This is a genomic window from Alcanivorax sp. DG881 (genome assembly GCF_000155615.1).
In the GTDB taxonomy this organism is placed as follows: domain Bacteria; phylum Pseudomonadota; class Gammaproteobacteria; order Pseudomonadales; family Alcanivoracaceae; genus Alcanivorax.
Genome location: NZ_DS989915.1, coordinates 731506 through 750461, shown reverse-complemented (window position 1 = coordinate 750461; position 18956 = coordinate 731506). Strand labels below are relative to the sequence as shown.

Sequence of the window (18956 nt, the reverse complement as noted above, 5' to 3'; positions counted from 1 at the left end):
CAAAAAATACGTCACTCATAACAATGCACCTGAAGGTGGCTTGCGAATAATGACATTCATGTGCTCGTGAGCAAATTCACTGTTGCCTGTGAGAAAACTGCTCAGCGTTTTAACGTTGCGGGTACATAGGTCGCAGCCAGGCGGACAAGACGCCATTTATGCGCTGCGGTATACGCCTAAAAATATTGAGAATAAATCCAAATGAGGAGTTACTCATGATCCCCCAAAACATGACCTTCGGACCGTTCAAGATGCGGTCACTGGCAGCAGCAGGTTTGCTGGCCGCCAGTGGTGCAGCATCAGCGGTACCGGTTCAATCCGATATGTACTTTCAATGTACATATCCTCTGATTGGTCAGCAGCCGCTGACAGCCGACATTGCAACGGATATGCCTGAAAGCATTGGTGTTGGTGAAGCCACAGGGGCTTTCACCCTGAACATCACTGCGACTGCCGAAGGGAATACCTGGCAGGGCCTGAGCCTTGTTGGCGCTACCACCATCGAAGGGACTGCCGAGGCAGACTCTACCGTGAGTGGTAATTCACTCAGCTTGCCGTTGACCATTCCTCTCAATATTCCGGTTACCGATATTGCCGGGGTTTCCGGTCCCTTTGATCTGGTCGCCACCGGGGATACGCCATCGCTGACCTTCACTGAAGACAATGTGGGCGTGGTTGATATCTTCGTGGAAGAGAACATGACTCTGGCCATGATTGCCCGCAAGGCCGACGGCTCCTATGTGGACTTCGGTTCTGCCTGGCATGACCCGAACAATCCTGAAGTCTTCCTGGTGGAATGTGCCATGGACCAGGCGCGCATGGATGAAAATGGCGTGACCAATCTGCTGCATTCCTTTGACGTTGAAGCCGGTGTGGCCGAGCAGAACATTGCCGTCAACCCGGAAGAGCTGGACTTTGGTCAGGTGCAAGGTGGTCTGACTGAAAACCTGAGCGTTACGGTTGAAAACTCGGGTGGCGAAGCCCTGGGTATCAACGGTATCTCCATCACTGGTGCCGATGCTGGCTCCTTCATGCAGACCAATGACTGTACCACTGTCGCTGCAGGCGAAAGCTGTAACGTCGATGTGACCTTTATGCCTACCGGCGAAGGCGCTCGCAACGCGGCTCTGGAAATTCAGTCTGATGATCCGGATACCCCGACAGCCTCTGTTGCGCTGATGGGCCAGAGTGTCATGGCTGCTGAAGCTGACATCGCAGTAGATCCTGCGTCCGTCAACTTTGGTTCTGTCACCGTGGGCTCCAGCAAGGACGGCAGCGTCAGCATCCTTAACGAAGGTACTGCTGCCCTGAACATCAACAGCGTGTCTGTTGGTGGTGCCAATGCCAGCGAGTTCATCCAGAGCCATCAGTGTGCAACCATTGCGGCCGGTGATTCCTGTGATGTGGATCTGACCTTTACTCCTGCAGGTGAAGGCTCCAAAGGTGCCACTCTCACTATCCAGTCCAGCGATATGGATGAGCCGAGCGTAGACGTTGCGCTGAGCGGCTCTGGTATCAGCGACGGTGGTGGTGAAGTTGAGGTTCCCTATGCCCTGACTGGCAGCACGCTGATCAAGAAAGCCTACGGCGACGTTGATCTGTCCGGTGCCATTAACGCCATGCTGAACCTGGCTACCGGCGACTTCACTGCGGACCTTTCTCTTGAGCCTACCAGTGGCAGCTTCCGTATCCTGTACGGCTGGAAGCGTGTGACTGCCGAAGCTGACATCGAGTTTGAAACAGTGGGTGAAACCACCGGTAACCTGAATGGCGGTGCGCTGACGGCAGAAACCCAGATGTACATCAAGCTGCCGACCGTGAAGATGTCCATCTTCGGCTGGTCCCTGCCGGTTGGTGGTGGCGATGAGTGCCGCACCTCCGAGCCGGTTTCCATCCAGCTCAACACTCCGGAAGGCGAAAGCTTCGATCCGCTGGGAACCGGTGGCAACCTCACCGGTACGTATGACCTGCCGGGTCTGGAGAACTGTGGTGGCCTGACCGATCTGCTGAATGTCTTTATGGCTGGCAGCGGCAACACCATTGACCTGTCCCTGACTCCGAACCTGCCGTAACAGTAACGACAAGGGTGTCTCGCGTAAGCGGGGCGCCCGTTACGGATTCGGAACAAGCAACACGCTGTGCCCGGCCGGGCACAGCGTGTTTTCTAGCTCACGAATTGCTGCCTAAGCCAGATGCCTGGGCTTTGTTTTAGGCAGCAATTTATACGGAAATAACGATGGCATTTTTATCCCTTCACAGGCTGTACCCCGTATTTCTGGCGGCGGCGATACTGATGATGGCCGGGCAGGTCATTGCGGTCCCGGTTAACGCTTCGCTGGAATACAGCTGTGTTTTCCCGCTGATTGAAGAACAACCGCTCAGTGTGGAGATATCTGCCGATATGCCTGAAATCATTGCTCCGGGCCAATCCACCGGCGCTTTCCAGATTCAGGCAAACGCGCAGGTCAGCGCAGAATCCTGGAATGGTTTGAGCTTTGTCGGTACCCACGTGTTGGCCGGTAAAGTTGAGGCACAATCTTCCATCAGCGGTCAGGGTGTTGATCTTCCTCTGACCTTGCCAATGACAATCACAGATAAAACCCTGCCTGACGAAATAGGGGCTTTTACCGTGGCGGCCTCTGGGGAAACGCCACCGCTGACGTTCACTGAAGCCAATCAGGGTGAAGTGAATATCCGGGTTGGCGACCTGGTCATGTTGCTTCAGCCCAGGGACGGGAATGGCAATCCTACCGGGCTTGGGGATTTCGAAAGCGAATGCACATTGATGCCGGGTCAGGATGATGTACTACACACCTTGACAGTCACTGGCAGCAACAACACCGAACAAGATTTTGAGTTTGCAGGTGAAAGCCTGATCAAGGAGAGCGCTGTTTTACCCCTGGAGGGAATGCTGCAGATCAGCAGTACAGCGGCAGGCTCCAGTCTGAGCGGTGAGCTGCAGCTGGAAGATTCCAGCATCGACGTGAGCATTATCCGTTTTTTCAAAACCCTGAGCCTGGATGCCCGTGTGAGCTTCGACACGGTGGGCGAGCTTGGCGGTACGGTGAGCAACGGCAATATGACTGTGCAGCAAGAGATCAGCATGACACTGAATAACCTGCGCCTGAAAGTGTTCGGTTTCCCAATCAGTCAGAACAATGGCCAGAGCTGTACGACCGGCGAACCGGTTGCCCTGTCTCTGTCTACGCCGGCAGGGGAAAGTTTTGATCCACTCACCGGTGGGCGTCTGACCGGGAAATACACGCTGCCGGCGTTTGCCGGCTGCGGGGTGATGACGGAACTGGTAAACCGGTTTCTGGCCGGCCCAGACAATACCCTGAACATCATGATGAGCCCGCAGTCATGAAGCTGACAGGCAAATTCCCGATACCCGAGAAACCAGGAAGGCATGGCATGATGATTCATATTGAGCGACGACTTCTTTCCGCTGCAATGGCTGCCAGCCTGTGGGGCCTGGTGATGTTGATGCCGGTCAATCCTGCCCATGCCGATGACAGTTTCTACCTGCCCCCTGAGCCCTTGCCCGCCGGCTTGCCCGGCGATGTTATACGATCCCGATCTTCCCTGGCTGGCCCTCCTGGGGCACGGGCGCTGGCTGACGCCTGGCAGGTCATGTACATGTCCACCGATGGGCTGGGTAAGCCGGCCGTGGTGACGGGTACCGTTTTGGTACCGAAAGGGGAAGACCCGGCAGCGGTACCCATCATCGGTCTGGCTCCGGGAACGGCTGGGCCTGCCTTTCGTTGCGCGCCCTCGAAGATGATCGACAAGGGGGCCTATTACGAGCAGCCGGCCATCAACGACATGCTGGCGCGGGGGTATGCGGTGGCAGTGACGGATTACGTGGGGTACCACCCGAACCCTGCCACCACGTATATCGTTGGCGAATCCATGGGCGCGGCATTGCTTAATGTGGTGCGTGCAGCGCAACGGTTACCCGAGGCTGGCCTGTCTGAGTCCGCCCCGGTCATGTTACGTGGTTACTCTCAGGGCGGCGGTGCTGCCATGTGGGCCGGGGAGATGCTGGGCAGTTATGCCCCGGAATTGAATTTGCGCGGTATTGCAGCAGGTGGAGTGCCTGCCAACCTGGCCCAGGTGGCGCTTCCCTTGAATGGGCAGGACGGGTTTGGGGTCCTGCTTTATGCGTTGCTGGGGCAGGACAATCTTTACCCGGAATTATCCCTGGCGCCATTTCTGAATGCCCAGGGTCAGCAGGCCGTAGCCGACATGGTTAGCGACATGTGCGTACTGGAATTGCTGCAGGATTTTCAGGGTGTCTCCCTGTCCGACGTGACGGATATCAACCCGCTCACCGGTCCGCGCTTGCAGCGCATTGCGGAAAACGAGTTAGGCAGCGCGGGCATTGGCGTGCCGGTTTATCAGTACCATGAGGTGGAGGACGGGCTGGTGGCCTATGGCCAGGCTGTCAGCCTGCGTAATCAATACTGCAATGCGGGGGTGAACCTGACCTGGCAGGCACAGGATACCGAAGGGAGCAGTGGCGTCATTCGCCATATCAATCTGGCCTATCGGGGGAATGAGGGGGTTAACCAGTTTATCGACCAGGTCATGGCGGGGGTTCCTCCGGCATCCAACTGCGCAGCATCGCCCTGATTCCGCTTGCGGGGAAAAAGGGCGCAGGACTTCGGGGCTGCGAAAACGCACATAATCGTTATAATGGCCGCCCGATTTGTTCGCTGCGGAGCCTTCCCCATGGATGCGCAACACCACCTTGATGCCACCGGCCTGCTATGCCCGGAGCCGGTCATGATGCTCCATAACAAGGTACGTGATATGGCCCCGGGAGAATTGCTTGAAGTACGCGCCACCGACCCCTCCACCGAACGGGACATCCCCAAGTTCTGTCAGTTTCTGGGTCATACCCTGGAAGGGCAGGAACAGCGGGGGGAAGTGTATCTGTACTGGATACGTAAAAAGCAATGAACAATGAATAGTTAATAATTAATAGCTGCGCGAGATAGCGCCTCAGTAAAAAAGCGCATGAGGTCGCGACGAACCTTTGGTCGCGGCCTCATGCGTTGAAGTCCCAACTAGCGCCTCGCCGCGCCGTTATTCATTATTAACTATTAATTGCCTTTACCTTTCCGTCGCCAGCATGGCCACCGCCGCCAGCGCTTCCGGGTCTCTCTCCTTTAACTTGTTGGCAATGCCGTGCTGGAAGAAATACCGGAAGGCCGGCAGCGATTGTGCGGTGGTCAGGCATTCTGCGCCGGGCAGAATCGGTGTCTCAACCGGGTCGTTCTCCTGTGCCACCATGGCTGACAGGGTGCCATCGGCAAACAGCTTCCAGCTCACCACTTCCATCAGGCTGATGGTATGGAAGTTGTCTTCCGAAAAAACCGCATGGGTGCCGATGGTATCCGGGATTTCCTGAATGGCCTGTTCGCCGGGTTGTGGCTTGCCGAAGAACGACAGGGCCGCATCCATTTCCTGCACCTTGTGCTCCGGCGCCTCCACGAACAGGTAATCGCTGCCGGGCAGGCGGTAGCCTTCCCAGCGGCCATTCAGCGGGTCGGCCAGGGCCATGGCGGTGACCGGTTCCTTGAGCCAGGGAACCATGGCCACGGTGTCGCCATTGGCCAGTCTCGCCCAGGCCAGTATCTTCAGTGAGAACAGTTTGTCGGGGTGATGATCGTTGGCATACAACAGCTCAATGCCATCGTATTCCGGGGATAAACGCAAAATGGGGGGCTTGGCCGCTTTGCGGCGTGGAGAGAAGGAAACAACATTGTTTCCGCCAGGGTGTTGCCGGTTCGCCTGAGACATGGGCACCTCCCGGTACGTTTCCTTGGGGGGACGCGAGCACGATCACAGCGGATCGTTCAGCACGGCCCGTTAATTCACGTTAGCCTGTCATGCGATGCCATGCAAGCGGGTGCAGATAACCGGTTTGTGTGGGATAAACGGGCTCGCCGTGGGTAAGAGTGGGGCTGCCTGCCGGGGGGCCTGGCAGCCATGTTCCGCACTTTGCCTAACGCTCGAGGCCGGATGCCTGACGTAAAACCCCATAGGCTGAGAGGCTCTCGATATTGCGGCGCCTCCTTTTGAGGGAGGGCCATTATTCAGGAAATAATGGGTAATGTGTCTTGTGCAGAGAGCATGGCGACCAGGGTTTAAGTTTTTCAGGTTTTGAATGCAGGCGTATGTCGTCGGGCATCCGGCGTCCAGCAATAACCAGGAGCGATGTGTGGAGTGTGATTATTACTTTGCCTATGGGTCGAACATGAACCCGGCACGAATGGCGGTGCGGGGCATGCGCTATCGGCAATCGTTACGGGCGCAATTACCCGGTTGGCAGCTGGCATTCAACAAGCGCGCCCATGGCAAAGAAGGGATTGCCTACGCCAACATCGTGAAGGCGGAGCATAGCGGGGCGGAGGTACAGGGCGTCTTGTACCAGTTATGGGACCACCGCGAAATCGAGCGCATGGATCCGTTCGAGGGCCACCCGGTCCGTTATTGCCGTGAGCGACTGTTGGTGCAGACCGATGAGGGAGAACGGCACACCTGGGTTTATATCGCCAATACCGAGTGGCAAGCCGATGATCTGCGTCCGGAGCGCTGGTACCTGAATCATTTGCTCAGTGGACGTCCCTGGCTCAGTGCCGACTATTACCGGTACTTGCTGGCCACAACCTGTGTGGATGATCCGCCAACCCTCCTGACAGCGCCTTAGCAGCCTGCTAAGCCAGTGCCACCGTCGACCAGGTCAGCATGGCCAACACGGGCAAGGCGACAGCCAGTCGTCCGGCCAACCGTGCGCGATACGGCAGCAAAAACACCAGTGGCAAGCCGGCTATTGCCACCAGCCCCACGGCCATAAACAGCGCCAAGCCCAGGGGCCAGACCGTCAACGTGACCCACAGCGATAACGCTAACAGCAACCAGCCGGGCCATCGGTAATAGCGCACGCGTTCCGGTTGCAGCTTGCGGCCCATGACCTGGTCATGGTGACGTTTCATGGCCAGAGACAGGCTGGTCAGGCCGGCATAGGCCAGAGCCAGCGCCAGAAACAATGGCGGGGCCATCGTCATGGGGATTCTCCGGCAGGTTGCTCACTGGCCGTGTTGGCACGGCGCGGCGCACGGGCACGGCGTGCTTTTGCCGGCAGCGGTTTGCGCTGCAAACGCCACAGGGTATACCCGCCCAGGGCAGCAAGGGTCAGGCAGACCAGGTCGAAACTGGCGATGGCCGCATGTTGCCAGGCCAGAGGCGTAAACAGGTGCGACGCCGTGGTGAAAATGTTGACTACCGGTATGGCAAGCCACAGCAGCGAGGCGGCTGCGACCTGCTCAATCCAGCCGTGGCGGTTCGGGCGCAGCAGACCATGCACCAGTGACACCAGCCAGATAATGAAGAAGACCTGAATTTCACGGTCTTCGCGGGCAGCCAGCGTGGCCGGTAGCAAACGGTTGGCCAGGAAGTAGGCGGCGATGGCCAGCATCAGCCCGGTGATGGAGGCCATGTTCAGTCCGTTCACCATTTTCAGGGCCCGGTCGGGCTGCTGGTCCCGGCGCAATTGCTGGGTGCGTTTGCTCACCCACAGCAGCATGCCGGTCACGGTCATGGCGGAGCCAGCGATCCCGAACAGAAAGAACAGCCAGCGGGTTAGCGGATCGGCGAAGCGAGCCATGTGCACACTGGTAAAGAAATTATAGATGCGCCAGCCCGGTGAGACCGGATCATTGGCGGGGATGCGCGTGTCGATCAGTTCACCGGTATTGCCCTGGAATACTTGCGTTGGATCGCCACCGCGCTGGCGATCGGTGACCGCCGGATCCCGGTTTACCCGCAAGGTGATTTGCGCGTTGTCCCGGTTGGGGTTGGTGATCTGGATGCGTTCTACCGGTTTGCCGAAACGGGTTTCGGTTTGTTCGATCAATGGCCCGACCGCCACCATCTGACCCGGCGAGCCAGGTTGCGCCGCGTCTTCTCCGCGAGAAAATACCTCGGAGAAAAACGCGCGGCGGTCATTCTCATAGGCTGCGTCGATTCCCCAGGGCATGATCAGGGTCATAAACAGCAGCAGGCCGGAATAGGTGATCATGAAATGGTAGGGCAGCGCGAGGACCGCGGTAGCGTTGTGGGCGTCCAGCCAGGAACGCTGCCCCTTGCCGGGCCGGAAGGTAAAGAAGTCCTTGAAGATTTTCTTGTGGGTGATCACCCCGCTGATAATGGCGATCAACATGAACATGGTTGCCAGGCAGACCAGCAACCGGGCCCACAGGCGGTCGATGCCGTAGAGTTCAAAATGGAAGCGGTAGAAAAAATTGCCGCCGCGGGTGGCGCGTGGTGCAACGACCTCGCCGCTGTCCGCATCCATGAGCATTTGTTCGCCACGCCGCCGGCCCCCGTTTTCCGGCTGTTTGGCGGGTTGCCAGCGCAACTCGACGGCGGTCTGACGGTCCCCTGGCAAGTTGATGTCCCAGGATTTGGCATCCGGGGCCTTGGCATTCAGGGCTGCCATTGCCAGCTCGACCGTACCCGGCTGCAGGGTGGAGTCATGCACTTCCGGCTGCATCCACAGGGTAATTTCTTCCCGGAAATAAGCGCTGGTGCCAGTAATAAAAATGGCCACCAGCAACCAGCCGAGTAACAGGCCGGTCCAGGTGTGTAGCCAGGCCATGGATTGGCGAAATGATTTATTCATGCGGGCAGTCCCCACAGATACAGCCCAGCCAGCAGCAGGCTGGGGGCCAGAATGCCGGCCCAGGCCCGCCAGGCTGAGCGGGCGGAAAACGCCCAAATTGCCGCGCCGCTACATAACAGGAACGCCACCATGATGCCGATGATCACGGCCTGATCTCGGGCCACGGGCAGGGTAACGGCCAGGGCCATGGCCGCAAGGGCGCCTAGACCATAGCCACCCAGAGCCGCGGCCAGGGTGCGGGAGGTAATCGAAAGTGGAGTCATAGGACTGTAGAGGCAAGCCAACCAAAATGAGAATCGTTATTATCTACAGAAACGATGCAAAGAAAATGCAAATGACACAATGAAAGCGCTGCCAGGGTGTAAAAACTGTAAGGCGAGGGGTCTCCGGGTCAGGCGGCCAGGTCTTTCTGCGAGGTTGTTGGCGGTACCGGCAATGGCTGGGCGAGGCGCCAGCGCAAGCGCCAGCCCAGGAATACGGCGGCACTGGTCAAGCCTGCCACCAGGCCGATCCAGAACCCGGCGGGGCCCATGGGTTCCACCCACCAGTGCGTCAGCGCCAGGCCATAGCCGATGGGCAGGCCGATGCCCCAGTAGGCCAGCAAGGTCATCATCATGGGCCAACCGGTGTCTTCGAAGCCGCGCAGGCAACCATTGGCGCACACCTGCAGGGCGTCGGAAACCTGGTACAGGGCGGCGAACAGCAACAGGTAGCTGGCCAGTGCAATCACCGAGCCGTTGTCGGTATAAATACGGGGAATCCAGTGACGGGCCAGCACCAGGCTGGAGGCGGCGGCAATGCCCACGACCAGGGTGATGGCCATGGCCACCTGCACGGCCACGCGAATACCGTCCCGGTCGCTGCGACCCCGGGCGTGGCCCACCCGCACGGTGGCGGCCAGGGCGAAACTCAGTGGCACCATGAAAATCAGGGAGGTGAAGTTGAGGGCAATCTGGTGGCTGGCGACGACCTGGGCGCCCAGGCTGCCGATCAGCAGGGCGATGACCGCAAAGATGCTCACCTCAAAGAAAATCGTCAGCCCCACCGGCAAGCCCAGGCGCAGCATGTAGCCAAGATTGGCCCGTTCAAAATGCCGTTGCCGCAGGTTCAATGGCGCGTGCTGATAGACCGGGTGGCGGTGCGTGTAGATCATCATCATCAACGCCATGGACCACATCACCAGCGAGGTGGCCCAGCCGCAGCCCACGCCGCCCATGGCCGGGAAGCCGAGCTTGCCGTAGATCAGCACATAGTTGCTGGGGATGTTGATCATCAGCCCGATGACGCTGATCAGCAGCACCGGACGGGTATGATTCATGGCCTCGGTATAACTGCGCAGGGCCAGCATTATCGCGGCCCCGGGCATCCCCCAGCTGAGCGCATCCAGGTAGCCGCTGACCATGGGCCGAATGGCCGGGTCCACGTCCATCCATACCAGCACCGGGGCAACGCTACGCAGGATCAGCGCACACAGGACACCCAGCCCCAGGCCCAACCAGAGCCCCTGCTGGGCGAGGGGGTTGATGCGATGATAAGCTTCGCCGCCCAGATGCCGCGACAGCACCGGGGTGGCGCTCATCAGCACGCCGGTCATGAACAGGAACAGGGGCACCCAGATACTGGCGCCCACGGCCACTGCGGCCAGGTCATTGGCGCTGACTCGCCCGGCCATCATGGTGTCCACAAAGCCGTTGGCCGTCTGCGCCAGTTGCCCACCCAGAATCGGCAGTGCGAGGGTGAGTTGGGCGGCAAGTTCCTGACGGCGGGATAACATAGGCAAGTGCTACTGTTGTAAACGGAACGAGTGTGGTGAACGAAATAGATCAGAATCAGGTTCATACGAAGGCGGCTACCATACCGCAAAGCGCTTCACAGGTGTACGTCAGTGGTGAGCTGGAGCGCCTGTTTCGGGCGACTTTTTTCGATTCCCACCACACCGTGCTGGTAGGCGGTGCCAGTGAACCGGTTTACCTGCCAGGCCACCCCCACCAAATTTGCTATAGCCATGATTATTTTCGCAGTGCCCTGCACGAAATCGCCCACTGGTGCGTGGCCGGCGCAGCGCGGCGGCAACAGGAAGATTACGGTTACTGGTATGCACCGGATGGCCGCAGTGCGGATCAGCAGGCGGAGTTTGCCCGGGTGGAAGTCTATCCTCAGGCTTTGGAGGCGCTTTTCTGTGCCGCTTGTGGGCATGATTTCCGGGTGTCGCTGGATAACCTGAATGGCGATGGCGGTGATGAAGTGGCCTTCGCCTTGAAGGTAAAGGCGAAAGCACAGGCCCTGTTGGTTGAGGGGCTTGCAGAGCGACCGGCTCGCTGGTGTGAGGTGCTAAAAGCGGCGTATGGCCGCGAGGGCGTGTCTTTGCATCAAGCTTTGCAGCCGCTGTTTGCGTAGGCGATGGGTTGTCGGATTACGCCTTTCAGGCTCTCTGTGCCCTTGGGTGAATTCGACCTACAAAACCCAACTTCTCAAGTAGGTCGAATTAGCCTGAAAGGCGTAATCCGACTAAAGCCGCCCGCTGCGTTTTAACGCCAGGTATAGATGGTTCAATTGCTGCGGCATGTTTTGCGGTGTGGCACTGGTGACCAGGGCGCCGGCGTGCCGCAGGCGGGTGTGCAGCTGCTCGCGCTGTTTCTGTTCCTGGGCGTCCGCACAGACGGTCAGCGCCTGATCGAAATCCTCCACCGGCTGACGGGCCAGGGCTTCCTGTTCGGGCAGCAGCATGTCGGCGATCAGCACCAGATGGTGGCGGCGCATCAAGCCGACGGCGCTGAGCAAATCATCCAGATCCTCGTGTTGCAGCCGTGTCACCAGCACTACCAGCGCCCGTCGGCGGCTGTGGCGAACCAGTTGGCGAGCGGCCAGGCTGAAGTCGCTGGCGTGCTGGCTGGGGTGCAGATCGTAGAGCCCGTTCAGCAAATGATTGAGACCATTCTGGCCCTGCACTGGCGGTAGCCAGCGTGGCTGATCACCGGAGAACAGCATGGCGCCGGCCTTGTCTTTCTGTTTGAGCGCACTCCAGGCCAGCAGCAGCGAGGCATTGAGCGCATGGTCGAAGCCGGTGAGCTTGCCCACCGGCATGCCCAGGCGCCGGCCGCCATCCAGCATGATCAGTACTTGCTGATTCTGCTCATCCTGATATTCACGGCTGATCAAACTGCGGCGGCGGGCAGTGGCTTTCCAGTCGATCTGACGCAGGCTGTCGCCGGGGTGATACTCGCGGAGCTGGTGGAACTCCATGCCTTCGCCACGGCGGGGCTTGAGCCGGCTGCCGGTAAGCAGGAAGGAGTGGTTGGCATCCAGCTGCGTCTGGCTGATGCGGGAAAAATCCGGGTACACCGGCACGATGCAATGGGCCGGGCAGGTTTTGCGTAGCGACCAGAAGCCCAGCTGGCTGGGGAACCAGAATTCCAAATCGCCGAACGCCACCGGGCCACGCCGGCTGGGCCGGTAGTGGTAAGTGAATTCGGTGAGTTCATTCTCCGCACGGGTTAGCAGGCAGGGCAGGCCGGTGAGCGGATCATCGCCGGGGTGGTGGTCCGCCAGTGTGGCCCGCGCCGGCAGTTCGGCGGAGGGAATGCGTACCTTGATCGCGTGGGGCTGTTGCACGGACAGGGCATTGGGCACGATACGCTCTGCCGACGGTGCCGGCCGGCGCCAGCCGTGGAGCAGGTCGAGCAGGGCAAAGGCCGCCAGAATCGCCCCGGCCGCCCACCACAGCAGGCTCGCGATACTGCCGCTGAAGAACAGCAGGGAGATCGCGCTCAGGGCCCAGAGGGCAACGGCGATAAGCAGGCGCGGAGCGGGCTTCATTGCCGTGGTGCTTCCACCTGGTCGAGCAGGCGGGCCAGGGCGGTTTCCGGGGTCTGGCCTTCGATTTCTGCGTCGGCGCTGAGCTGGATGCGATGGCGCAGTACCGGGCGGGCCACTTGCTGGATGTCGTCCGGGGTGACGAAATCCCGGCCTTCGAACAGGGCTTGCACGCGGGCCGCCCGGGCCAGCGCAATACTGGCGCGGGGGCTGGCGCCATGGCTCAGGCCGTTGAAATCGCGTGTGGCACGGACGATGCGCAAGGCATAGTCCAGCACTTCGGCGTCAATCAGTACGTCGTTGCTGAGTGCTTTCATGGCCTGCAAGCCGGCCGCATCGGTGGCCGGGCTCAGGCTGTCCACGTCCAGGCTGGCGCGGATGGTGCCGTCGAGCACCATATTCACCAGGCGGGTTTCGTCGTCATGACCGGGGTAATCAATCAGCACCTTGAACAGAAACCGGTCCAGCTCTGCTTCCGGCAGCGGGTAGGTGCCTTCCTGGTCCAGCGGGTTCTGGGTGGCGAGCACCATGTAGGGTTCGTTCAGGGTAAAGGCCTTGCCTTCGATGGTGATCTGCCGTTCCTGCATGACTTCCAGCAGTGCCGCCTGGGTCTTGGCCGGGGCGCGGTTAATCTCGTCAGCCAGCAGCAGCTGGGTGAACGCCGGGCCGCGCCGGATACGGAATTGTTCGGTTTTCTGGTCGTACATGGCGTGGCCGGTCACGTCGGTGGGCATCAGGTCCGGGGTGAACTGGATGCGATTGAAGTCCAGCTCCAGTACTCGCCCGAGGCTGCGCACCAGCAGGGTCTTGCCCAGGCCGGGCACGCCTTCAATAAGAACGTGGCCGCCGGAAATCAGTGCGATCAACACTTCACGGACGACCTGTTGCTGGCCAATCAATACCTGATTGAGCCGGCTTTCAATGTCGTGGGCCAGGGCGGCCGCATCGGCGAGGGTGGCGGGTTGGCTCATGCTGTTGTCCTTTTGCGTTTTAACTGACGACGTTGACGTGTATGTCCGCGTCACTGCACCTGTGAGAGCGTATCAGTGACTGCAATTTTTCAGCGATTGTAATAATGAGACCTGCTGCGTGAACTGGTCCCGGGTTTCCGGTTGCATCTGCAGGGCCGCTTCCAGTTCTTTGGCTGGCACGGATAATGTTTTTGCGGCCAGTGCCAGAGCCTTGTCACGCTGGTGATGAAAACGGACCAGGTGTTGTTCCGCCTGCTTGCGCAAAACGTCTACCAAGGCTGCCTGCTGGTTGGTGCGCCACTGGAAATAGCCACTGGCGTGCAGGTGTTGCAGGTAGTCGCGGCTGCTTTCTTCGCGGGCTTCCTGGCGTGGACCCTGGCGGGGAATGCGATACCACAACCACAGGGCCAGCAGCACCAGCAGGGCAACGCCCAGCGCCGGGGCTTTCAGCCACAGCCACTGGGCCAGTGGTGGCATGGCCACCGAGCGCACAAACCACACCGGCTCATCCGCGGTGAGCCAGGCCAGTAGCCAGGCATGATCGAAATAGAGCAGACGTTCGTTGGACCACAGGCTCAAGTCGGTCAGCACGGAAATCTGTCCGCTGCCCAGGCCCAGTTGCACCAGCTGGCTACCGTAATCGTTGTCTGCGTAGGCGGTCACCTCCACCGGCCATTCCAGGTGTGGCGTCTCGCCTTCTTCATCATCCCAGCTGTCATGCCAGATGACGTAATCGCTGAATAGCTGCACACGTCGGTCAGGTGCGTTGTCACCCACATGCAGCCCAAGAGGCGCGGGCTCCGGCGGCGCGTCACAGACCAGCCGTGCACAACCTTCACGCAATTCCTCGTTGTCGCTTTGCAGGCAGTACTGCAAGGGGCTGTCCACAAAAACGGGCAAGGCCATGATCAGATCCCGGACCGGATCCTCTTCAATGGATTCGCTGGGCACCGGGGAGTCCCAGACGGTGATGCCGAGCGGGAACAGCAGTGGGTCATTGTCCTGCCAGTCTGCGTCACTGGCATCGGATGCCTCGATAAGCGACGGGAGCGGGCGGGCTTCCACCACCAGTTCGCCACCGTCCTGGACCCATTCCAGCAGGGTGTTCACCTGGTTGGGGGTGAGCATGCCGCGGTGTTTATCGATCACCAGGGTGGTGCGGGTGTCGGGTAACGGGAACAGGGCCGCGGCACTGAGAATGCGTTCAGAGGGCTGGCCCCGTTGCGCCAGCCAGCGTTGGGCTGCGCTGTAAGGGTTGCGAGTGATGCTGCTGTCCGGGGCGACCCGCTGCATGTAGGTGACCGGTTCGGTCAGGGCGTAGTAGCCCGCGATCATGGCGACCAGCAGGGTGGCAAGCAGCCAGGGGAAAGCACGGCGCAGGTGGGCCTTACGCATGGTTTGCCTCCAGCCTGTCCATTTGCTGCCAATGCTGCATCAGCGTGCGCACCTGCTCGTCGCTGACCGGGCGGTGAGCCCAGGCGGTGCTGATCCAGGCCTGGGTCAGGCGCTGGAGGTAGGCAATCGGCAATGAATCGCCGTGTTGCTCCTGCAGGGTGCGCAGGCACTGCTGCTCGGTGCTGCCTGCGGCCAGAGCTACCGGGTAGCGGGCCAGAATACCGGCCAGGGCGGCACGCATCAGTATGGCCAGGGCGCCGCGGATGTCACCGGCCTTGAGCGCATCGTCAACGGCACGGTTCAGGTTTTTCGGCAGGCTGCGTTTGCGGATATCCAGCCCGGCCACGTGGGTGGGGATAACAGGTCGGTTGCGGGTGCTGTGCCCGCGCAGGCCAAATTGGTTGGCCACCTTGAGGATTAACCAAAGGGCCAGCGCAATAAAGAGGGCCCAGAAAATGGTCCACAGCAAGGCATCCGGTATATTCAGCGGCGTGCTGTTAGTCTCGGCGTCCTCATCGTCCAGATTATCAAACAGGAACCGCCAGATTTTCTCCATCAGGCTCTCGGATTCGCTGTTGTCCTGATTAATCCACTGCCGCTCGGTCTTTTCTTGCAGCGGCATGAACTCCGGGCTGGCCAGCAGCTCGATGACTTGCTGTTGCTCGGCTTGTGAGCTGTGGGCTGGCGGTGTCGTTTCGGCTTTGGCGGGTTCCATGGACGGCACCAACAGCAGGATCAACAAAGCACCGACCACTCTTCTGGCCGCGCTGGCCGCCCGGCGCCGCTTGCCCAGCCGGGTGAGCCCCAGCTGCAGGTCCCAGCCTTCCAGCCAGGTGCGTTTGTTCAGATACAGGGCAAAGCCACAGGCCACATAGAGGGGTTCGGTGATGCACAGCACCAGGTAAAAGCACAGCCCGGAGATCGCCAGCTGCAGCGCACTCTGGTCGTAGAACCAGTCGCTCAGTTCCAGGTTGAACTGCCAGGGCACCAGCATATACAGCAACGCCATCAGCCCGAGCGTCATGAATTGCTCCAGGTGCAGCACCAGCAGGGTCAGCATGCCCGCCCGGTTGGACGGATAGCTGTTGAGTACTTTCAGCCGCTGGCTGGCGGTGTCACCTTTGACTTGTTCAAGCTGCCAGACGCTGGCATTGAAGCTGCGCATGGGGCTCAGGCGTCGCCAGGTGAGCTGGCCAGCCAACCCCGGTAGCGCGTAATGACGCCAGCGTTTCAGCAAGGCCCTCAGGGTGAGGGTTTCACCGAACAGGGCGTGGCTGTAAAAAGCCAGCAGCGGCCGCTCCCAGAGGGGTTTGAGCCACCAGAAGATAAACAAGGGCCACAGGCTGTTGTTCAGGGCCGCCATGGTTAACAGCAGGGCATAGGGCACGGCGGTAAAGAGTAACCAGACACGCGTAATAGGCCCGGCCCAGTGGCGGTAAAACTGCGTGCCAAGGTCCGCTGCTTGCCAGGGGCTGCGTGGTGCCAGCCGGGCGCTAGCCTTTTCGAGTTCCATCCCGTCCCCCGAAGAAAAGATAAAGGTACAAAAGGCCCCAGCAGGCCGCGCCCACGCTGTATTTGATGGTTGGCGCCAGGTCCCGTGGTGACCAGAACGCTTCGATAAAGGCGGCCAGCAATAACAGGGCAAAGACCCCGTACATGGTGGGCAGTGCATCCTTGGCGGCCAGTCGCAGGGCGTCCAGCCGTGACCAGGGCCCGGGGGCAATAATGGCCCAGCCGAGGCGCAACCCGGCACCACCGGCCAGCACGATGGCGGTGAGCTCTGGCGCGCCGTGGGCAATCACAAAGGTAAAGAACGGTTCCTGTGCGCCCACGTTGATCAGGTGCCCGGCGGCTGCGCCGAAGAAGCTGCCGTTGAACAGCATCACTACCAGTGCGCCAACGCCCAGCAGTAGCCCGCTGGCAAAGGTGCGGAAGGCGATGCCAATATTATTCTGGATGTAGTGGCCGAACATCATCACGTCGTCATCGCCGCTACGCTCGTTCTTCATGTCCGCCTGATTTTCCGGCTGATACATGCTTTCCAGATTGGTAATGCTGGCTTCGTCGACCACGGTGTAGATCATTTCCGGCTGTTGATGCACCAGCACCCACACCAGCGCCATCGAGAGCACAAAGGCCAGGGCGCTGACCAGGTGCCAGCGCCACTGCCGGCGCACCGCCTGGGGGAAGCCGCTGGCGATAAAGGTGCCGATGCGATCTGCCAGAGATGGGTTGTAGCGGTACAGCTGGCGATGGGCACGCAATACCAGATTGTTGAGGAATTGCTGCAGCTGCACGCTGTAGCCTCGCTCCCGTGCCCGCGCCAGTTGGTGGCAGAGCTTGCGGTAATCGGTGACAAAGGTGTCCAGGGTGAGCTTGTTCTTCTTGCTCACATGCAGGGACTCCAGCTGCTCGAGCTGGCGTTCCAGTGCTTGCCATTCCGGCCGGTATTGCTGTTCGAAACGGGCCTGTTTCATGTGGGCCCCTGTACCAGATAACGGCTGACGGCATTCAGACGCTGCAACGCCAGCGCCGGTGCCAGTTCGGGGTACGCCAGTTGCGCCAGTTCCTGCTGGCGGGCTTCGGAAAAGCGGTCATGGCGTTCATGGAAGGCGAGCAGGGCAAGCTGGTCATCCCGGCTCAAGGACCAGTCCGGGGCGAGGGTGTCGCCCTGGGCCTGTTCCTGAATCTGTGGGGTTTCTTCGATATGGACAACCAGGGTGTTGGCGGCCATGTCGCCAAGCCGCTGGTAACGAGGGCTGATCAGCGTGCAGATAAACCCGAGCAGATAGAACAGCGGGAATGCATCGGCAGTGCGCAGCAGGTTGCGAATCAGGCTGCCGTTGAAGCTCAGTGGGCTGCCATTGGCATGAACCACCACCAGCCCCATGGCTTTCTTGCCCGGCGTCTGCCCGTGGCGGAAGGCTTCAAACAGGGTGGGGTAAAACCATTCCAGCACGAACGCCATAATCAGCAGCAGGCCCATGCCGGCTTTGCCCAGTGCCGCGAACACCGCGGCCAGTGCACCGTAAATCACCAGCCGAATAGCCAGATCGATGGCGTAGGCCAGCGCCCGGGGCACCGGCCCGGCCAGCGACAGGCTGAGCATGGCGCCTTCCGGTGTTTCTACTTCCAGGCGTTCATCAATCAGCATTCTGGCCCTGACGAATTTGTAGTGCGGCAAACACAAAGAGCATGACAGTCAGGGTCGTTTTGGCAATCGCCAGGGTGCGCACCGGGGGCGGATCCAGCAGCTGGACCGCATAGCCACAGAAATAAAACAGCAGCAGGAAACACAGCCAGGTGGCCTGGCGCCGGTTGCCGCTGATAGCAGCAGGCATCATCAATAGCAGGGGACCGTACAGCACTAGCGCGATGATAAGGCTGGAGACAATGTGCGCGTCCGGCGGTGCCAGAGTGAACAGGCCGCTGATGCCGACGAGCAGGAGCAACGCGTAGCTGATACGAAGTAAAACAAGATTCATCAGGAAGCCTTCAGTTGGCGGGCCAGTAACGCCAGGCGTTTGCCCAGTGCGCGTGCCAGGGTGATTTCGTGTTCCGTCAGCGCCGGGTCACCCTGGCTGCCGGAAACGTGAGTGGGGCCATAGGGCGTGCCGCCGCTTTGGGTATCCAGCAGGGCGGCTTCGGAGTACGGCACACCGGCCAGCACCATACCGTGGTGGAGCAGGGGCGTCATCATGGAAAGCAGCGTGCTTTCCTGGCCGCCGTGCAGGCTGCCGGTGGCGCTGAAGACGCCGGCGGGTTTGCCGATCAGGGTGCCTTTCATCCACAGCTCGCTGGTCTGGTCGATGAAATATTTCAATGGCGCCGCCATATTGCCAAAGCGGGTGGGGGAGCCCAGAGCCAGGCCCTGGCAACCGGCCAGATCATCCAGCGTCGCGTAGGGCGCACCTTGATCCGGTATCGCCGGCTCACTGGCTTCGCAGTTGGCGGACACGGCGGGGACTGTGCGCAGGCGCGCTTCCATTCCGGTGCTTTCGATACCGCGAGCGACCTGTTGCGCCAGGTTGGCAACACTGCCGTTGCGGCTGTAGTAAAGCACCAGCACATAATCGGTCATGGGC

Annotated in this window: 19 protein-coding genes; 6 read left to right on the top strand and 13 right to left on the bottom strand. The window is 60.2% G+C overall.

All coding sequences use genetic code 11. The features are described from left to right. Nucleotides 1-215: 215 nt before the first annotated feature. From ADG881_RS03365 to tusA, 4 genes are all read left to right on the top strand, one after another. Entirely contained in the window at nt 216-2072 is a 1857-nt protein-coding gene (locus ADG881_RS03365) for a choice-of-anchor D domain-containing protein (protein ID WP_156790323.1), read from the top strand. A gap of 164 nt (nt 2073-2236) precedes the next feature. Continuing rightward, nucleotides 2237-3367 carry a DUF6801 domain-containing protein gene (locus ADG881_RS17190; RefSeq protein WP_007148339.1) on the top strand — a complete coding sequence of 377 codons (1131 nt, stop codon included), beginning with the start codon at nt 2237-2239 and terminating at the stop codon, nt 3365-3367. Between the two features lie 47 nt (nt 3368-3414). Further along, nucleotides 3415-4635 carry a lipase family protein gene (locus tag ADG881_RS03355; RefSeq protein ID WP_039926050.1) on the top strand — a complete coding sequence of 407 codons (1221 nt, stop codon included), beginning with the start codon at nt 3415-3417 and terminating at the stop codon, nt 4633-4635. A 99-nt stretch (nt 4636-4734) separates the two neighbouring features. Continuing rightward, a complete protein-coding gene (gene tusA, locus ADG881_RS03350) occupies nt 4735-4965 on the top strand; it encodes a sulfurtransferase TusA (RefSeq protein ID WP_007148905.1) in 231 nt (76 codons plus the stop codon). Nucleotides 4966-5118: 153 nt separating this feature from the next. Here tusA and ADG881_RS03345 read toward each other — a convergent pair whose 3' ends face one another. After that, on the bottom strand, nt 5119-5808 hold the full coding sequence (locus ADG881_RS03345; protein WP_007148318.1) for a hypothetical protein: 690 nt from the start codon (nt 5806-5808) through the stop codon (nt 5119-5121). A 367-nt stretch (nt 5809-6175) separates the two neighbouring features. On the opposite strand from ADG881_RS03345, the gene ADG881_RS03340 reads away from it, so the two are divergent. After that, a complete protein-coding gene (locus ADG881_RS03340) occupies nt 6176-6718 on the top strand; it encodes a gamma-glutamylcyclotransferase family protein (protein WP_007149527.1) in 543 nt (180 codons plus the stop codon). Between the two features lie 7 nt (nt 6719-6725). Here ADG881_RS03340 and ADG881_RS03335 read toward each other — a convergent pair whose 3' ends face one another. The 4 genes from ADG881_RS03335 to ADG881_RS03320 all read right to left on the bottom strand — a co-directional run bounded on the left by ADG881_RS03335 (nt 6726) and on the right by ADG881_RS03320 (nt 10466). Beyond that, entirely contained in the window at nt 6726-7076 is a 351-nt protein-coding gene (locus tag ADG881_RS03335; protein WP_050760113.1) for a DUF3325 domain-containing protein, read from the bottom strand. Next, entirely contained in the window at nt 7073-8692 is a 1620-nt protein-coding gene (locus ADG881_RS03330) for a PepSY domain-containing protein (RefSeq protein ID WP_007151273.1), read from the bottom strand. The genes ADG881_RS03335 and ADG881_RS03330 overlap by 4 nt, the downstream gene beginning before the upstream one ends. After that, nucleotides 8689-8955, bottom strand: coding sequence for a DUF3649 domain-containing protein (locus ADG881_RS03325; protein WP_007149092.1), 267 nt, complete (start codon nt 8953-8955; stop codon nt 8689-8691). The genes ADG881_RS03330 and ADG881_RS03325 overlap by 4 nt, the downstream gene beginning before the upstream one ends. 128 nt (nt 8956-9083) lie before the next feature. Next, on the bottom strand, nt 9084-10466 hold the full coding sequence (locus ADG881_RS03320; protein WP_007151041.1) for an MATE family efflux transporter: 1383 nt from the start codon (nt 10464-10466) through the stop codon (nt 9084-9086). 32 nt (nt 10467-10498) lie between these two features. Between ADG881_RS03320 and ADG881_RS03315 the strand changes: the two genes are divergently transcribed. Then, nucleotides 10499-11089 (top strand): elongation factor P hydroxylase, encoded by a 591-nt coding sequence (locus ADG881_RS03315; protein WP_156790322.1) that lies wholly within the window; start codon nt 10499-10501, stop codon nt 11087-11089. A gap of 111 nt (nt 11090-11200) precedes the next feature. Here ADG881_RS03315 and ADG881_RS03310 read toward each other — a convergent pair whose 3' ends face one another. From ADG881_RS03310 to wrbA, 8 genes are all read right to left on the bottom strand, one after another. Then, complete coding sequence (locus ADG881_RS03310) at nt 11201-12508, bottom strand: DUF58 domain-containing protein (RefSeq protein ID WP_007150655.1); 1308 nt, start codon at nt 12506-12508, stop codon at nt 11201-11203. Next, nucleotides 12505-13476, bottom strand: coding sequence for a MoxR family ATPase (locus ADG881_RS03305; RefSeq protein WP_007151047.1), 972 nt, complete (start codon nt 13474-13476; stop codon nt 12505-12507). Before ADG881_RS03305 ends, ADG881_RS03310 begins: the two co-directional genes overlap by 4 nt. A 72-nt stretch (nt 13477-13548) precedes the next feature. Next, the gene (locus ADG881_RS03300; RefSeq protein ID WP_007148572.1) at nt 13549-14871 is read right to left on the bottom strand and encodes a DUF4350 domain-containing protein; all 1323 of its coding nucleotides are present in this window, start codon (nt 14869-14871) and stop codon (nt 13549-13551) included. Then, entirely contained in the window at nt 14864-16384 is a 1521-nt protein-coding gene (locus ADG881_RS03295) for a DUF4129 domain-containing protein (protein WP_007149319.1), read from the bottom strand. The genes ADG881_RS03300 and ADG881_RS03295 overlap by 8 nt, the downstream gene beginning before the upstream one ends. Next, entirely contained in the window at nt 16365-17348 is a 984-nt protein-coding gene (locus ADG881_RS03290; protein WP_007148985.1) for a stage II sporulation protein M, read from the bottom strand. Before ADG881_RS03290 ends, ADG881_RS03295 begins: the two co-directional genes overlap by 20 nt. Further along, nucleotides 17345-18025 carry an RDD family protein gene (locus ADG881_RS03285; RefSeq protein WP_007149210.1) on the bottom strand — a complete coding sequence of 227 codons (681 nt, stop codon included), beginning with the start codon at nt 18023-18025 and terminating at the stop codon, nt 17345-17347. The genes ADG881_RS03290 and ADG881_RS03285 overlap by 4 nt, the downstream gene beginning before the upstream one ends. Next, entirely contained in the window at nt 18015-18356 is a 342-nt protein-coding gene (locus ADG881_RS03280; RefSeq protein WP_007149050.1) for a DUF2069 domain-containing protein, read from the bottom strand. Before ADG881_RS03280 ends, ADG881_RS03285 begins: the two co-directional genes overlap by 11 nt. Further along, nucleotides 18356-18952 (bottom strand): NAD(P)H:quinone oxidoreductase, encoded by a 597-nt coding sequence (gene wrbA / locus ADG881_RS03275; protein WP_007150958.1) that lies wholly within the window; start codon nt 18950-18952, stop codon nt 18356-18358. Before wrbA ends, ADG881_RS03280 begins: the two co-directional genes overlap by 1 nt. Nucleotides 18953-18956: the final 4 nt, after the last annotated feature.

Excerpts from the sequence above, each read along its gene's own strand:
- ADG881_RS03365 (WP_156790323.1), top strand. The coding sequence starts at position 216 with ATGATCCCCCAAAACATGACCTTCGGACCGTTCAAGATGCGGTCACTG.
- ADG881_RS17190 (WP_007148339.1), top strand. The coding sequence starts at position 2,237 with ATGGCATTTTTATCCCTTCACAGGCTGTACCCCGTATTTCTGGCGGCG.
- ADG881_RS03355 (WP_039926050.1), top strand. The coding sequence starts at position 3,415 with ATGATGATTCATATTGAGCGACGACTTCTTTCCGCTGCAATGGCTGCC.
- tusA (WP_007148905.1), top strand. The coding sequence starts at position 4,735 with ATGGATGCGCAACACCACCTTGATGCCACCGGCCTGCTATGCCCGGAG.
- ADG881_RS03345 (WP_007148318.1), bottom strand. The coding sequence starts at position 5,808 with ATGTCTCAGGCGAACCGGCAACACCCTGGCGGAAACAATGTTGTTTCC.
- ADG881_RS03340 (WP_007149527.1), top strand. The coding sequence starts at position 6,176 with ATGCAGGCGTATGTCGTCGGGCATCCGGCGTCCAGCAATAACCAGGAG.
- ADG881_RS03335 (WP_050760113.1), bottom strand. The coding sequence starts at position 7,076 with ATGACGATGGCCCCGCCATTGTTTCTGGCGCTGGCTCTGGCCTATGCC.
- ADG881_RS03330 (WP_007151273.1), bottom strand. The coding sequence starts at position 8,692 with ATGAATAAATCATTTCGCCAATCCATGGCCTGGCTACACACCTGGACC.
- ADG881_RS03325 (WP_007149092.1), bottom strand. The coding sequence starts at position 8,955 with ATGACTCCACTTTCGATTACCTCCCGCACCCTGGCCGCGGCTCTGGGT.
- ADG881_RS03320 (WP_007151041.1), bottom strand. The coding sequence starts at position 10,466 with ATGTTATCCCGCCGTCAGGAACTTGCCGCCCAACTCACCCTCGCACTG.
- ADG881_RS03310 (WP_007150655.1), bottom strand. The coding sequence starts at position 12,508 with ATGAAGCCCGCTCCGCGCCTGCTTATCGCCGTTGCCCTCTGGGCCCTG.
- ADG881_RS03305 (WP_007151047.1), bottom strand. The coding sequence starts at position 13,476 with ATGAGCCAACCCGCCACCCTCGCCGATGCGGCCGCCCTGGCCCACGAC.
- ADG881_RS03300 (WP_007148572.1), bottom strand. The coding sequence starts at position 14,871 with ATGCGTAAGGCCCACCTGCGCCGTGCTTTCCCCTGGCTGCTTGCCACC.
- ADG881_RS03295 (WP_007149319.1), bottom strand. The coding sequence starts at position 16,384 with ATGGAACTCGAAAAGGCTAGCGCCCGGCTGGCACCACGCAGCCCCTGG.
- ADG881_RS03290 (WP_007148985.1), bottom strand. The coding sequence starts at position 17,348 with ATGAAACAGGCCCGTTTCGAACAGCAATACCGGCCGGAATGGCAAGCA.
- ADG881_RS03285 (WP_007149210.1), bottom strand. The coding sequence starts at position 18,025 with ATGCTGATTGATGAACGCCTGGAAGTAGAAACACCGGAAGGCGCCATG.
- ADG881_RS03280 (WP_007149050.1), bottom strand. The coding sequence starts at position 18,356 with ATGAATCTTGTTTTACTTCGTATCAGCTACGCGTTGCTCCTGCTCGTC.
- wrbA (WP_007150958.1), bottom strand. The coding sequence starts at position 18,952 with ATGACCGATTATGTGCTGGTGCTTTACTACAGCCGCAACGGCAGTGTT.